Origin of the sequence: Capnocytophaga sp. oral taxon 335 str. F0486, assembly GCF_000277665.1 — a bacterium.
Taxonomy (GTDB): domain Bacteria; phylum Bacteroidota; class Bacteroidia; order Flavobacteriales; family Flavobacteriaceae; genus Capnocytophaga; species Capnocytophaga ochracea.
Genome location: NZ_AKFR01000032.1, coordinates 44,437 through 58,887 on the forward strand (window position 1 = coordinate 44,437; position 14,451 = coordinate 58,887).

Sequence of the window (14,451 nt, forward strand, 5' to 3'; positions counted from 1 at the left end):
CCATTAAAATATTCTTTTTCTAATCCTGCTCAGTGCTTGGGGGGTAATGCCAATATAAGAAGCAATATATTTCAGCGGGATATTCTGGATAAGTTTAGGGTCTTTCTCTAATAGATTGCAGTAAATCTCTTCGGGTGATTGCAATAAGAACTGCGCCTCTCGTTGCATCTTCTCAATCAGCAGATGCTCTAAAATATCAGCTTTTATTTGTAAGTATTCTTGCTGTTCTATGAGGTGTTCAAGGTGTTCCCGCCCTATTTTATAGGCAGTAACGTCTTTCAGTGCTTGAATAGAGAAGAGGGAAGGTTCACGCTTTACAAACGAGGCATACGACATAAAAAACTGCTCAGCAAAGAGGATATCCACCGTCGTTTCTTTGTCGGTAGTGGGGTTGTAGTAGAAAAAGCGCACGATGCCTTCGCTGAGGTAATAGAGCGAGTGTTCCACGTCGCCTGCACGGGTGATGAGAGCATCTTTATCGAAATGTACTTCAGTAAAATACTGACTGAGGAAATCGAGGTTTAGGGTCATTGTATATCTTCTGTTTTTTCTTCTTTTATAAACCACATTTGGCAGGTATTGCCCGTAGCAAAAGTAGTGGGTCGTGCAAAATGTAAGTTGTGTAGCTCTGTTTTAATGCCTTTTATCCAACCGCAGTCTACTTGGCATATAATTCTTTGCAAAAAAGTATGCTCAAGAGCTCTTAGTACTTCGTGAAACAAACACTTTTTAATTTGCAAAACATAACCGTAATCATTGTCTATAAGGCGTTCAAAGCCAAAACTCTTGCCAAAATAAAACGCTTCTCGTGCTTTTGATATCTCCACGATCGCCTTAAAAGGGTACTCCGAAGCTGTTAAGAAAGCCTCTGTGTTTTGCTCCATAAAAGGAGCTATCGGCTCATTGATAGCAAGACACACATATTTGAAAGCCTCTTTTCCGTCCTTGCCTATCTTCACAAAAGCTTCATACAAAGCTACTACTAAAACCGCAAATTGCACATTCCCTTCGTCCAACTCATTCTTGATAAGATGAGATACTTTTTGTAATGAGTGCTTAAAATAATCTTCAAAAGCGTTTAAAAAGTCTTCAAACAACGCTTCATCTATCCATTGTTGGGCTTTTATATAAGCAAAAGCCTCTTTCTTTATCCACTGATAGCTGTCCAGCGGACTAAAACTGTATTGTTCTTCTTGGTTCATTTTACATTTGTTTTATAAATGCAAAATTACGCATAGCAATACACAAAAAAGTTGCTATTTGGCAACTTCTTCTCTTTACTTGTAAGATTTTAGCCTGCTGATAGAGTATTTAGTCATTCCGAGCATTGTGGCAAGGTCTTTTTGTTTCACTTTTTGTATAAAGGCAGGAAAGCTGAACAAGGCTTCATATCTCTTTTTAGCCGATTGTCTTTGGAAGAGTTCAATAGTTTCCATCAGCCGTAATATTGTTTGTTGCTCATTTTGTATGAAGAACTGTTGCCACTCATAGCTATTTTGTAGAAGTGAAAGCATTTGTTGTTTATGTATTTTCAGTACTTCAGTCTCTTCAATAGCTGTAATAGCATAACGAGAAGGTAAGCAATCTGTATAACTATTTTGCTCTGTAAAAAAGTAATTTTCAAAAGCGATCCAGCTCGTGTATTCCTCTCCTTCATCGTAAAAGAATATCCTAAGAGCCCCTTTGTTTACAAAGTAATAATGCTCACACACTTGTCCGAAGTCCAACAGCAAGGCATCTTTAGCAACGCTCTCTTTTTGGAAAGCCTCTCTAAGCATCTGTTCCTGAATTTTTAGCTCAGGAACGGTTTTTTGTATGTATGCAATTAGTTTCTCCAATTCTTCTCCAATTCAGCAATAATGTGTGAGGCAAAGGTACTACTATTTTTCTAAATACCAATCTTAGCTCTTACAAATGCTTCCTCCGAATAATCCGCAACCTCTCTATAACAAAACAAAAAAGGACTACCATTAAGGTAGTCCCTTCTCTATTTTTTACTAATTGCTAATGTGCTACAATTGTGTGTGCAACTCGCACCTCACACTAAAACTTGTAGTTTACTCCTAAGCCCAATACTTCACGAATTTGGAAGGCTTTAGCAGCGTCGTCGTCGTAGATAGCTTGGAAAGTAAAGTTAGCTGATAAGTACTTGTTGATAGTCATCACAATGTTTGCAGTATAATCCAAGTCTACGTTCTGTGGTTTGTCGAGATAGTTGCTGTACAAGCTGAGGATATTCTCGAAAGATACATTGTCCATTACAGTAAACTTAGCATAACCGTTCAAGTAGAAACCGAGTTCATAACGAATGTTCTTTCCTTGTTCAACACCGTAGAAAGGACCTGTTTCTGTCCAACGGCTTTTAGCAGTCGTGATTTTAGAAGTTGCAGGAGCCAAGTTCACTTTTAGGTTATCGCTCTTCTTCCACAACATACCAGGACCAAATTGTAAGTATCCAGGTGAAAGCATTTGGTTTATGAGCGTACGACCTGTGCTCTCATATTTGTAACCATCAGTCATTTGTGTTTTGAAGTTCAAGAAGAATGAATAGTACCACTGAGGGTTGTTCAATTGGTAACCGAGTACTGAGTTCACCTCAAAACGGTCAGTGGTTTTTCTTGAATAGTCATCACCTTCAAGTTTAGTAATCCCGTAATCAACAAATACGTTGTTATCCCACGCCCATTTGTCTTTCTTGTAGTTAAAAGCATAGCTCACCGCAAGGCTTGCTGCTACGTTGTTAGTTCCCCCTCCTGTCCAATCGTGGTTGAAGGCGGCTTGCGAGAACATCAGTGAAGCGTTACCTCCCTTTGTCCATCGAGGAGCAGGAGCTTCCTCTGTGGGAGCTGCCGTAGGGTCTTGTGCTACACCGTCATTCGTTTGGTCTTCCTGAGCAAATACAGCTACTGAAGACAATAGTAAAGTTGAAAATAAAAGTCTTTTCATAAGTGATTTATTTATAATTTTTACAAAAATCCTAATTCAAGTTTCGCCACCTCACTCATCATATCCTGATGCCACGGCGGGTCAAAAGTGAGTTCTACAATCGTTTCGTGCACTTCGTCAATACTTTGTACCTTTTCCTTCACCTCCATTGGGAGAGACTCTGCCACGGGGCAGTTAGGCGAAGTGAGAGTCATTAATATTTTTACATCGCAGTCTTCGTTCACAAACACATCGTAAATAAGCCCCAATTCGTAAATATCTACGGGTATTTCAGGGTCGTATATCGTTTTGAGCACCTCAACGATTTTCTCGCCCAATTGCTCTATATTTATTTCTTCAGTCATTTAATTTTTCTTTTTTAAGAGATAAGTCTAACGCCTCAGAAATCTAATAAAGATATATCTGTTTGATTTGAATAGACTTGTTTAATTTCTACACCGCTAGGTGTATTTCTTCTTATCTATTTCCTAACACCTTAGCAGCATATCCCCTCATCTGCCCTATCATACTCACCAACCCATTCGCACGAGTAGGTGATAGATGGTCTTTCAGTCCTATTTTGTCAATAAAACTCATATCCGCTTTTAGGATATCCTCAGCCGTTTGGTGAGAGAACACTTTCACTAATAAAGCAACAATCCCTTTGGTGATAATCGCATCGCTATCGGCAGTAAAGATAAGCTTACCATCTTGCTCTTCGGCGTGTAACCACACCTGACTCTGACAGCCTTTAATGAGGTACTCCTCCGTCTTGTACTTTTCGTCAATAAGAGGTAACGACTTGCCTAATTCTATCAGATATTCGTAACGTTGCGTCCAATCATCAAACAGCGAAAAGTCTTCAATAAGCTCATTCTGAATCTGTTGAATAGTCATTTATGTTACTTTTAGGGCGCAAAGATATAAAACAAATAATAACTGACAACTAATAGCAAATATTTTAACGCTCTTTTAACGCTCCATACAGCCTCTTGTCACGTCGCTACATTCCCCCTTTAAAGGAATATGTCTTCGTCCCTAATTCCCCCCTTTGAAGGTAGCCAGCGACAGCTGGATATGTTAGAAAAGAGATATTTTTACCACATTACCTTCGTCATTCGTCATTCGTCCCTCATCATTTCTTTCTTTTTTCCGTCATACTCCCGCCTAGTGCCTATGGCCTAAGGCCTATTGCCTATTCCTTTTCTTTCGCCTCGAAACCCCGTTTTCGGCATTTTTAGCCTTGTTGTATTATACTATGAGTCAACTTTTTACACACCCTTTCTATACCAATCGTCCAAGATTCGTATAAGCTTCCTATAAGCTCTCTATAAGCTAACCCCACCCATCTTACACCCTTTTTTCACCAAAACTTCTCTCAGCTCTCTTCCGTTCTTTTCCGTTTCCTTCCGAATCCTCTTAACAGTCCCAGCACATCACTTTTGCGGTACACACTTTGCCAAAGTTTCAAACTTTGGCAAAGTTGATTGTTTGGTATTATTGGCATTTACCCCATTTTCTAATTCTCTCATTTCCTAATTTGCTATTTTTCCCGTTTGTCGCTTTTCCGTCACTAGATTCTCCCTTTGAAGGTAGCCAGCGACAGCTGGGTATGTGCCCCGCAAAAGCGGAATATGTGAGAAGAGAATGTTTCTTTTCAACCAAGTAATTCTATTTGTGGCTTGTCCCCCTTCGGGGGTCGGGGGGTTCATAAGTGAGTCGGAAATCTATAACTGAGTAAAGAATTATATTTATAATCAATTTGTTCAACTCTTGATAGGTACTTTAACAAGAAAAGACTGCTGTAAAAAGCAGTCTTTTCTTTTAAGTAATAATGTTCTTTTAAAACTTATATCCTACACCTATTTGGATTACACGGTTTTTAAATTCTACAGAAGGACGGAAGGAAGAAACTCTTCCTTGATTGTCTAATTCTGTTTTACTTTCGTTAGATAAGTTGGTAAATCCTAAATTGAAAGTAGCATCGAAGAATAAGCCAAAAGGCAAGTTGTATTCAGCACCCAAACCTAAACCAAAGTCAAACCTTTTCTTAGGAGGAAGTGATTGAGTCTCTTCTTTTTGGTTATCTCCTTCTCCTTTTATCTCTATTTTAGTTAAGTAACCTAAGTTTACCCCTACTTTAGGGCGAAAACCAGCAATATCATACTTCACCCAAAGAGGAATATTAAGCTGTTGCGTATTCCATTTCCCTTTTTGAATATCTTCCTTTTGAATGTCAATATTACCATTGTTATCTATGGTAGTAGCTTCAAATGATTTTAATTTAGCTCCTTGAAAAGAATAGTCTATACCTCCTTCTACAAATAAATGGTCGTTAAAGCCGTATTCTACAAAACCTCCAAAATGAAAGCCTGTCTTAAAGCCTGTTTTATATTCAATGGCTGCTATCCCTTCAGAATCGGTAAAAGTAGTTTTAATATTAGAAACTGTAGGAAAAAGTAATCCTGCTTTAGCTCCTACTTTAAACTCTTGGGCGTTAACCGCTGTAATAGTAGCAAACGCCACTGCAATAGTGGTAATAATTCTGTACATTTTTTTTCTTTTATAAATTAATTTAGAGCAAAAGTACGAATTTACCCCCCCCCCCCATATGTTAAAATAATGTTAAAGTTTTTGTTAAATATAATACAACCCCTGATTTTCAAGCTCTTTGCCACAACCGTTACCAAAGCTTCTGCCTAAAATTAAACCCTTATGCACTTTGCCAAAGTTTTTGCTTGTGCGACTCGAACCTTTGGCAAAGTTGATTGTTTGGCATTATTGGCATTTCTGGTATTATTGGCATTTACCCCATTTTCTCATTCTCTCATTCCCTAATTTGCTAATTAATTGCCTGAATCTTCTCCGCAAAATCTTTCCAGCCTGTCGCTTTTTTGTATTGTTCTACCGAACCCTTAGGCACATAAATAGTAGGTATCACACTTTTATCTTTCGTACCAAACATACTGTTAATATGTAAAGTAGGCGGATTTACCGCTTTAATAGTAATCTTTTTCAGCACTATGCAATCCCAAAAAACATTCGACTGTATTCTGGCAAGCGTCTCGGGTAAAGTAACCTCTTTTAGTTTCCACATTACCTCAAAAACGCCATATCCTATTTCAGTAAGCCCTGTTCCCTCCAAGTTAAGCGTAGTAATATTGATGTCACACAAGAAAGCATAATCACCTAATTTCTCTACTTTGCTAAAAGTAACCTCTTCCAAATCACTACAAGCTGAAAAAGCGTTGTTACTTAACACGCTCATATTGGGTAGCGCTATTTTTTTCAGATGTGTGTGATAAAAAACCCTTTTGCCAAAATCAACAGTAGCCTTCGTGTTAAAGATAACCTCTCCGCTGAGGTTTGCTTCTTCAAAAGCACTCTCTTCTATCTCCTTCAAGTTATTCGGAAATGTAATCGACTGTAAGTTCTGATGTTCTTTAAAAGCCTCTTTCCCGATAGTGTTCACGTTTCTGAGTTTCTCATCAGCTTGCATATCAAGCACCGTAGTATTCGCATTTTTCCATTTTATAAGCGTACGCCCATCAGCACTGAGCTCATAATCAGCAGTAGAGTTACCGTTCTCGTCATCATCACTCTTCCGACAGCCCACCAAAGCAACCACCGCCAAAGCCAATAATAAAACTTTCTTCATTGCATAAACATTTTAAAATTCAATAATGTCACAAAAGTACAAAAATGTTTTTATACTTAAACAACGAAAAGACAATTTTAACGGCTATTCCATATAACACTATTTTTCATTCGTCTTTTTGCCACTACATTCCCCCCTAATAATCTTTTTTATCCACATTTCCGGCATCATTGCACTAATTTGGCATTATTTTCGTATACTTTCTCTTAGAAACACAAAAACTATATTCCAAAATGAAAAACATATCTTATTTTTTATTGTTATGCCTTGCCCTACTCATAGGAGCTTGTGGCAACCGAAACGCTTATAAACCCGTTGATCGTGGAAGCAGTATCACCGAATACCGAGATGAAAACTCTGCCACCGATTACCGAGAAGAAAGTAGTGGCGAATTAGCCGAGATAGCCGTAGTTGGCTACGGCGAAAAGAGCACTAAGAGAAAACATTCTAAAAAAACAGGCGATGTTAGCAGAAGTGACGAAAGTACAATGTCAGCTAAAATGTCGGTAGCAAAAGATGTAGCAACCAGCAAACCAGCAAAACGCACTGAACCTAAGCACCGCAAACATCGTCTCGAAAGCGACCCCCAACCTCAGTCCGGCTTGGTAACTGCCGGTGAATGGAACGACCTCAATAGTTGGGATTTCTATCAAAAAACACTCAATAAAAATGAATTTGCTTCTTTCCCCGAACATTGGCAAATGTACACCAATCACCGTATAGCGGTACTTGTAACCGCTAATGGCAAGCCTGCTGTGAATGCTACCGTTGCGCTCTATCGCAACAATACCCTGCTATGGACAGCTAAAACCGATAACACGGGTAAAGCTGAACTATGGGTGAGTGCCTTCCAAAAAGAAAAAGAGCTTAACACCGAGCATTTGCGCCTAAAAGTAAACGACCAGTGGGTGAGCACAGAAAAAGCAATTACCGAAAACACTCTCAACCGTATTGCGCTTAAAAATGAAGTAAAAAAAGCATCAAACGAAGTACAAATTGCCTTTATGGTAGATGCTACGGGCTCAATGAGCGATGAGTTAGAGTTCCTAAAAATGGACTTAAAAAACGTAATCAGTAAGGTAGAAGAAGGAAATAAAAACCTCAAAATAAGCACCGCTACGGTCTTTTATCGCGACGAAGGCGATGAGTATGTAGTCAAACATTCCGATTTTACTAAGGATATCAATAAAACCATTCAGTTTATTAATAGCCAAAAAGCTGATGGTGGTGGCGACTTCCCCGAAGCAGTACACACAGCCCTCAACCAGCTCAACAAACTCCAATGGGACGGCGAGGCACGCACACGTATTGCTTTTTTAGTACTCGATGCTCCCCCACATCACGAAGATAAGATACTCAAAAGCGTACAAGCATCAGTTAAAACCGCTGCCGAGAAAGGTATCAAACTCATTCCTATCGTAGCCAGTGGTATCGATAAGCCCACCGAGTTCTTAATGCGTTTTATGGCAATATATACCAATGGTACCTATGTCTTTATCACCGACGACAGCGGTATAGGTAACGCCCATTTAGAACCCAGTGTAGGGGAGTATCAAGTCGAAAAACTCAGCGACTTAATGATTCGCCTTATCAAAAAGTATACTGAATGATCTGGCTCACTTTTTGCTACACAAGTCTCAGCTTTTTAACTTTTAATTTTTTACTCAAATGAAAGCACTTCCCCTATTAGCACTATTTCCGCTATCTCTCATAGCCCAAAACCCTATTCCTGCTGGCTCTTACAAAGCCAGCTCTCTTGGCAATGCTTTGGAGCTTAGGATTGGTAATAACAACACTTACGAATTGGTAGGCGCTTCGGGCAACTATACCTTAAAGGACAAAAAAATAGAGTTCTCTTCCGATGCGTCGTCTTTTTTGGTTGAGAAGAAACAGAGCAATAGCTCTCAGTTGCAAATAACCTTTAAAATAGGAACAGGGCTCTTTGGCGACCCACATTTCTTATATGTAGGCTACGAAAACAACAAAGGTGAAGTAGAATATGTGTGTGTACATAACAAAATCACTTCATTGGAAAATGTAGAAAAAACAAAAGACAGCAATGGAGTTGGTTACTATGTATTAGAAAGTTTTGAAGTGCCACGTACTGAAAACCTTTACTTAGTGAATGCCCATTCAGTAGCATTTAACAATAAATCCAAAGAAGTAATTATTGAGAAATATCCTATCGGAAAGACAACCAATGCCGTCGAAGTAGAATTTTTAGGAACCAATAATATGCTTAATTTAAAAGGGACTTACAACCCCGATAAAGGAACGATTTCTCTTACCGAAGGCGATTCCGATAACGCAATTCTGTTCAGTAACAAGGCAAGCACTCCTAATCCAGCAAAAGTAGCCCGTAGCAATAAGGAAAATGTAAAGAATTGGGAATATCTCATCGCTTTTGAGGAAGAACAGGATATCCCCGAATATAATCCTGAAAAAAGAGCTAAGCAGAAAAGCCAAGCAGATATTTCACTGCCCAAGAACTTAAAAGCTGCCCTTGCTTCAGCCGATAAATATAGCCGTTTGGTAATAGTCTTCCAACAACCCGATAACAAAGAGGCTCAACAACAATTCGCTGCCCTTTTTGCCAAATATAAAGAAGAAGGCGGGAGCAATGGCTATCAATTTAATGATAACGAACAATATAAAAGCTATCCGTATGAACTCTATTTGGCTACTACCAAAGATATGAAAACCCTCAAAGCCAAAGGCATACCTACAGGTAACCAAATGGCTGTGCTTGACGTAGCTGGTAATCTGCTCTACAATCAGCCCTCTACTATCGAAGAGGTTGCCAATGACGAAATAGTAACAAGTGATTCTTACGGACAGCAGTTCGGTACGATAGCAATGGCTCGTGCGCTCGACAAGGCTTTGGGTAACCCTAAACTTTCTTTAAAAGACCTACAAGCTATTTTTACCACTTTCCTCAAAAAAGACAGTCAGCGTGTGTATTTGTTAGCTAAAAATCGTCCCGTGCAAAAAACAGGCGACTCTAATGAGGAAGAAGCCTTCGACTATATAGCGCAAGAGCAAGAAGATTACTTCTCCGATTTCAAAAACCCCAAAGGCATCTACCAAATGCAACTTACCCCCGAGCAAGTAACTACCCAATGGCAACGCATCGTAAACGCTCATAAAAACGATAGCAAACTCGATCCTGAATATGCTCTTTTGCTCGCTCTTAATAGCAACGATAGCGATTATTATTACCGAATTTTCAATGCCGAAAAGCCCGCTTCCCCTACTGATGTAGACGCAATCGCTTATTTGGTGAAGTTCAGCGAGGAAATAAAAGCTCATAACGAAAAACTCATTCCTAAAAACGATGACAATACAGACTATCAACAACGCTTAGAGAAAGGCGTAATAGAAGCAAACTATGGACACTTCAGTACTCTTCTCGACCGCCTTGTATTTAACGACAAAACTCTTTTTGAACCTGTAAAAGCCGTTTATATCGAAGGTGTCAAAAAGAATGTACTTACCGCTGATGATTACATCGATTTTCTCTATGAAAACAACGTAGAAGAAGCCAGTGCTTATTTCGGCGAATACTATAAAAGCCTATTGAAGAGAGATAGTAACCTCATTGCAGCACTCGATAAGGCTTTCTCCGAAAGCGATGAAGAAAACAGCTGGAAGTATTACAAAATGCGCTTTGCTAACCGCGCCAATAACATCGCTTGGAAAGTGTACGAAGAACATAAAAACGACCCTGCAAAATTAGCAGAACCCTATCAGTGGGCAAGCTCAGCAGTACAGTTAGAACCTGAAAATCCTTATTACTTAGATACCCTCGCTCACCTCTTGTACACACGCGGTGAAAAACAAGAAGCTATTAAGCTCGAAGAAAAAGCTGTAAAACTCCTTTCAAAAACTAATGATGAATTTGAGTCCCAACGCCAGGAGGTAAAAGCTAATCTCGAAAAGATGAAACGAGGAGAGATGTAGTACCTCATTTTCTCATTCCCTTATTTGCTCATTTGCTAATTACGTCTTATCTTTGCACTTTCTAATAGCAAGCAATTCAAAAAAATTTATCTACAATGAAAAAATTGTACGTTTTATGCATCTTGCTCATCGCTTTTGCGTGCAAGAAAGACAATGATGAAACGCTCCCACTGAGCGCTGAAAAAGACATTCTTTCGTTTGTCTTTACCGTAGAGGGTAACACTTATAGTGGTACTATCAGCAATACCACTATCACCGCCCAATTACCTGAAGACACCGATGTCACCACCCTTACTCCTACCATCACGGTTTCTAAGGGCGCTACCGTAAGCCCCAATACAGGGGTAGCTCAAAACTTCTCTAAGGAAGTAACCTACACTGTAACCGCCGAAAACAAAAGTACTAAAACCTACAAAGTACTGGTTACCACCGAAAAGACCGAACAACCGCAAGTCCCAATAGAAATTGGGCACGTTCCTAATGAATATACGGTAAACAAAGCAGGAGGCGAGGTGATTTTCTTCGAGGTAAATACATTACCCGTCAAAAAAGAGCAAATAAAAGTAAAGCTCCTTAAATACAGAAGCGCGCTCTCTTACGACCTCAAAGTACAAAAGATAGACAAAAAAGAAAGACGTGTATATGTGGTCTTGCCCGCAACGTATAAAAACGGTCAATATCGCTTTAAAGCAACCTTCGACAAAGAAGAAGTGGAAAGTGGTGTTTTTACCTTAGATAGTAGTGAGATTGTTTTAGATGTTTTAGATATTAATCTTTTTGAAGGTCCTGTACAAACATTAGCAACTACCAACTTGCAAGTCTTTAAAGTGCTAGTATACGCTAATGCTGAAGCCTTAAAAAAATACACCTATTACCTACGCGAAAACGGACAAGATTACCAGCTTACAGTTGCAGAAATATCTGGTTACAATCTCGAATTTAAGATGTTCAATACACCTGCTGGAGCTTTCAGCGGAGGAAATGACTTTAAGTTTGTAGTAAAAGGTGGTGCTAAAGAGCAGGTGCTTCCCTTTGTAAACAGCGACGGACAAGCGATAAACATAGTGCCTACCTATGCCCCAGTAATCAAATCTCTCTCTACAACTACCCTAAAAACAGGTGATGAATTAACCATAACAGGAGAAAACTTTACCTATATGAGCGTAGGTTTTAATACTAATTACAGATATTGCGAGTTACTTTTAATTAAAAACGGAGAAACAAAAGCAACTTTAAGTACTTATAATCACCGGGGTACCACCGCAACTTTTAAAATAGATAATAGTGTAGAGTCAGGTACTTATAAGGTAGTATTATCTTCTCAAATACACCTGAAATCAGAGGTTTTTGGTCAAGAAGTTACCGTTCAAAAAGTTGTTCCTGAAATTCCTCCACGCTTGAAAGTTAAAGGTACTGCTGAGCTTATAGACAAAGACGCCTCTTTCTTTGCTAAACAAATTAATATTTTCTTTAATGAAGAAATAGGTAATGCTTCTATAAAAGCTATTGTATTTCCTAATCTGAAAATAGAAAATATGACTAGATATCCAGCAGCAGTAAGTACACGTAGACTATCTGATAGTGAATACGACTATTTATTAAAAGACTTGCCCAAAGGCTATGTGCTCATAGAAGAAAACGGCAAAGAATATAAAGCAGAATTCTCTTTGAGAAAAGTCTGAAGTCAATAAGTCGTATAGCTTAACAGAAAATAAAAAGACTTTGCCAAGGGGTTAATAGCCTGTCGTGCTACGACCCTTTGGCAAAGTCTTTTTTAGTAATCTAAAAGCGTTTGTCCTACTAACAACTACTTAGCGGTAATTTCGTACCCTTTATCTTTAAAAGCTCTTACCAACTGCTGGATATGGTCGGTACCGTTGGTCTCTACCGTAATAAGCACTTCTTTATCGCGGAAACGTGAGAGGTTCTTAAACTGGTTGTGGGCGAGTTTAACTACATTAGCTCCCACTTCTGCAATAATTTGAGTAATCTTAGCGAGTTCACCAGGGCGGTCAGGAATGCTTACCGAGAAGTTGAAAATACGGTCTCTGCTCACCAATCCTTTGCCTATCATCGAAGATATCATTAGCACATCTATATTGCCCCCACTTACTACAGGCACAACGTTTTTACCGCGGTCGGTAAGTTTTTTGAGTGCTGCCAAAGGTAATACGCCTGAGTTCTCAGCGATAAGCTTGTGCTTTTCTGCCAATAGCAAAAAAACTTCCGTAAGTTCATAGTCATCTACGGTCACCACCTCGTCTACATACTTCTTGATATACTCAAAATTTAGCTCTCCTATCCGTTTTACAGCTGTTCCATCAGCAATGGTATTGGCTTCAGGTAGGCTAACAAGCTTATTTTTCTTGAGCGCTTCGGTTGCCGAAGCAGCTCCTGAGGGTTCTACACCTACAATCTTAATATCAGGTTTAAGCTGTTTAGCAGCGCAAGCGATCCCCGAGATAAGTCCGCCACCACCTATAGGTACAACTATCACATCGGTGTTAGGCAGTTCTTCCAATATCTCTAAGGCGATAGTACCTTGTCCTTCCAACACATCAGGGTCGTTGAAAGGGTGTACAAACACGTAGCCTTCTTTCTCTTCTAGCTCTTTCGCTTTTTGGTAAGCATCGTCGTATACATCGCCGTAGAGCACTACTTCTGCACCGTACTTTTTGGTAGATTGCACTTTGATAAGAGGCGTAGTTTTAGGCATTACAATCACGGCTTTGATGCCCAATTCACGTGCTGCGTAGGCAACGCCTTGTGCGTGGTTTCCTGCTGAAGAAGCAATAACTCCTCTTTTTTTCTCTTCCTCGGTGAGTTTAAGGATTTTGTTATAAGCGCCACGAATCTTAAAAGCACCTGTCTTTTGAAGGTTTTCGGGCTTGATGTAGATTTTGTTGCCAGATTCTTCTGAGAAGAGCGGACTATAAATAAGGTGTGTAGGGAGGAGCACACTCTTGAGGTGCTCACGTGCTGTGGTAAAGTTCATAATTTTCAAATAGTGTTAATAATTAATGTCTCTTCAATATAGTATAATTGTACCCCTATTAATCGCCTGTGTGGCTCACACTTATACTTATGGTTTGGGATATATCTTATCAGAAAAAGCACTCCAGAAAGTAGCTCTTTTGTATTGCTCTACCGAGCCTTTAGGTACGTATATCTTTTCTATACGAGTAGCCCTAAACGGGTTATTCACTAAGGCAGGAGGGTTTACTGCATTAATCGTTACTGTTTTAAGTTGTTGGCAATACCAAAAAGCATCATACCCTATAGTCTTCAGTGTTGCAGGCAAGACAACACTCTTCATCTCCGTACACCCCGAAATTCCCACAGTTTCTATATCGGTGAGTCCAGTATTTTCTAAGTTAATTTCTTTTAGATAATTCCACCCAATAGCGCCAAATCCTAATATTTCTACTTTATTGAAGTGTAATTCTTCGAGATTATAAGACATTGACAATACGCTATAGGGCAGTTCCTTTACATTGGGCAGGGTAAGTTTTCTGATTTTTGTCTTGAAGAAAGCTTTTTCACCAAAAACTACCGTAGCCTTCGTGTTAAAGATAACCTCTCCGCTGAGGTCTGCTTCTTCAAAAGCACTCTCTTCTATCTCTTTCAGATTATTTGGGAATGTAATCGATTGGAGGTTCTGATGTTCTTTAAAAGCCTCTTTCCCGATAGTATTCACATTTCTGAGCTTCTCGTCAGCTTGCATATCAAGCACCGTAGTATTCGCATTTTTCCATTTGATAAGCGTACGCCCATCAGCACTGAGCTCATAATCAGCGGTAGAGTTACCGTTGTTGTCATCATCACTCTTCCGACAGCTTACCAAAGCAATCCCTATAAGAGCTAATAATAAAACCTTTCTCATTTTCAAATTTCCTAATTTTCTCATT

At 39.3% G+C, this 14,451-nt stretch carries 13 protein-coding genes; 3 read left to right on the forward strand and 10 right to left on the reverse strand.

What is annotated here, in order from left to right; translation table 11 throughout:
* Nucleotides 1–3: 3 nt before the first annotated feature.
* The 8 genes from HMPREF1320_RS07845 to HMPREF1320_RS07880 form a co-directional block, all read right to left on the reverse strand.
* Complete coding sequence (locus HMPREF1320_RS07845) at nucleotides 4–531, reverse strand: Crp/Fnr family transcriptional regulator (protein WP_009411424.1); 528 nt, start codon at nucleotides 529–531, stop codon at nucleotides 4–6.
* Complete coding sequence (locus HMPREF1320_RS07850; protein ID WP_009418224.1) at nucleotides 528–1,202, reverse strand: L-2-amino-thiazoline-4-carboxylic acid hydrolase; 675 nt, start codon at nucleotides 1,200–1,202, stop codon at nucleotides 528–530. The genes HMPREF1320_RS07845 and HMPREF1320_RS07850 overlap by 4 nt, the downstream gene beginning before the upstream one ends.
* Before the next feature lie 75 nt (nucleotides 1,203–1,277).
* Nucleotides 1,278–1,838: a Crp/Fnr family transcriptional regulator gene (locus HMPREF1320_RS07855; RefSeq protein WP_034554396.1), complete on the reverse strand. Its 561-nt coding sequence runs from the start codon at nucleotides 1,836–1,838 to the stop codon at nucleotides 1,278–1,280.
* Between the two features lie 205 nt (nucleotides 1,839–2,043).
* Nucleotides 2,044–2,946 (reverse strand): DUF3078 domain-containing protein, encoded by a 903-nt coding sequence (locus HMPREF1320_RS07860; protein ID WP_002674497.1) that lies wholly within the window; start codon nucleotides 2,944–2,946, stop codon nucleotides 2,044–2,046.
* Between the two features lie 20 nt (nucleotides 2,947–2,966).
* A complete protein-coding gene (locus HMPREF1320_RS07865; protein ID WP_009418169.1) occupies nucleotides 2,967–3,290 on the reverse strand; it encodes an iron-sulfur cluster assembly protein in 324 nt (107 codons plus the stop codon).
* A gap of 112 nt (nucleotides 3,291–3,402) precedes the next feature.
* The gene (locus HMPREF1320_RS07870) at nucleotides 3,403–3,822 is read right to left on the reverse strand and encodes a SufE family protein (RefSeq protein WP_009418158.1); all 420 of its coding nucleotides are present in this window, start codon (nucleotides 3,820–3,822) and stop codon (nucleotides 3,403–3,405) included.
* Nucleotides 3,823–4,767: 945 nt separating this feature from the next.
* Complete coding sequence (locus tag HMPREF1320_RS07875) at nucleotides 4,768–5,478, reverse strand: porin family protein (protein WP_009418171.1); 711 nt, start codon at nucleotides 5,476–5,478, stop codon at nucleotides 4,768–4,770.
* A 289-nt stretch (nucleotides 5,479–5,767) separates the two neighbouring features.
* Nucleotides 5,768–6,583 carry a leucine-rich repeat domain-containing protein gene (locus HMPREF1320_RS07880; protein WP_009418163.1) on the reverse strand — a complete coding sequence of 272 codons (816 nt, stop codon included), beginning with the start codon at nucleotides 6,581–6,583 and terminating at the stop codon, nucleotides 5,768–5,770.
* A gap of 233 nt (nucleotides 6,584–6,816) precedes the next feature.
* Between HMPREF1320_RS07880 and HMPREF1320_RS07885 the strand changes: the two genes are divergently transcribed.
* The 3 genes from HMPREF1320_RS07885 (at nucleotide 6,817) to HMPREF1320_RS07895 (ending at nucleotide 12,225) form a co-directional block, all read left to right on the forward strand.
* Nucleotides 6,817–8,193 (forward strand): vWA domain-containing protein, encoded by a 1,377-nt coding sequence (locus tag HMPREF1320_RS07885; protein ID WP_009418152.1) that lies wholly within the window; start codon nucleotides 6,817–6,819, stop codon nucleotides 8,191–8,193.
* 58 nt (nucleotides 8,194–8,251) lie between these two features.
* On the forward strand, nucleotides 8,252–10,543 hold the full coding sequence (locus HMPREF1320_RS07890; protein WP_009418206.1) for a hypothetical protein: 2,292 nt from the start codon (nucleotides 8,252–8,254) through the stop codon (nucleotides 10,541–10,543).
* 95 nt (nucleotides 10,544–10,638) lie between these two features.
* The gene (locus tag HMPREF1320_RS07895) at nucleotides 10,639–12,225 is read left to right on the forward strand and encodes a DUF5018 domain-containing protein (protein WP_009418157.1); all 1,587 of its coding nucleotides are present in this window, start codon (nucleotides 10,639–10,641) and stop codon (nucleotides 12,223–12,225) included.
* A 125-nt stretch (nucleotides 12,226–12,350) separates the two neighbouring features.
* On the opposite strand, the gene ilvA is transcribed toward HMPREF1320_RS07895, so the two are convergent.
* Entirely contained in the window at nucleotides 12,351–13,538 is a 1,188-nt protein-coding gene (gene ilvA / locus HMPREF1320_RS07900; RefSeq protein ID WP_009418199.1) for a threonine ammonia-lyase, read from the reverse strand.
* 87 nt (nucleotides 13,539–13,625) lie between these two features.
* Nucleotides 13,626–14,450: a leucine-rich repeat domain-containing protein gene (locus HMPREF1320_RS07905; RefSeq protein ID WP_009418221.1), complete on the reverse strand. Its 825-nt coding sequence runs from the start codon at nucleotides 14,448–14,450 to the stop codon at nucleotides 13,626–13,628.
* Between the last annotated feature and the right edge of the window lies 1 nt (nucleotide 14,451).

Coding starts and splice junctions, on each gene's coding strand:
- HMPREF1320_RS07845 (WP_009411424.1), bottom strand. CDS start 531: ATGACCCTAAACCTCGATTTCCTCAGTCAGTATTTTACTGAAGTACAT.
- HMPREF1320_RS07850 (WP_009418224.1), bottom strand. CDS start 1,202: ATGAACCAAGAAGAACAATACAGTTTTAGTCCGCTGGACAGCTATCAG.
- HMPREF1320_RS07860 (WP_002674497.1), bottom strand. CDS start 2,946: ATGAAAAGACTTTTATTTTCAACTTTACTATTGTCTTCAGTAGCTGTA.
- HMPREF1320_RS07865 (WP_009418169.1), bottom strand. CDS start 3,290: ATGACTGAAGAAATAAATATAGAGCAATTGGGCGAGAAAATCGTTGAG.
- HMPREF1320_RS07870 (WP_009418158.1), bottom strand. CDS start 3,822: ATGACTATTCAACAGATTCAGAATGAGCTTATTGAAGACTTTTCGCTG.
- HMPREF1320_RS07875 (WP_009418171.1), bottom strand. CDS start 5,478: ATGTACAGAATTATTACCACTATTGCAGTGGCGTTTGCTACTATTACA.
- HMPREF1320_RS07880 (WP_009418163.1), bottom strand. CDS start 6,583: ATGAAGAAAGTTTTATTATTGGCTTTGGCGGTGGTTGCTTTGGTGGGC.
- HMPREF1320_RS07885 (WP_009418152.1), top strand. CDS start 6,817: ATGAAAAACATATCTTATTTTTTATTGTTATGCCTTGCCCTACTCATA.
- HMPREF1320_RS07890 (WP_009418206.1), top strand. CDS start 8,252: ATGAAAGCACTTCCCCTATTAGCACTATTTCCGCTATCTCTCATAGCC.
- HMPREF1320_RS07895 (WP_009418157.1), top strand. CDS start 10,639: ATGAAAAAATTGTACGTTTTATGCATCTTGCTCATCGCTTTTGCGTGC.
- ilvA (WP_009418199.1), bottom strand. CDS start 13,538: ATGAACTTTACCACAGCACGTGAGCACCTCAAGAGTGTGCTCCTCCCT.
- HMPREF1320_RS07905 (WP_009418221.1), bottom strand. CDS start 14,450: ATGAGAAAATTAGGAAATTTGAAAATGAGAAAGGTTTTATTATTAGCT.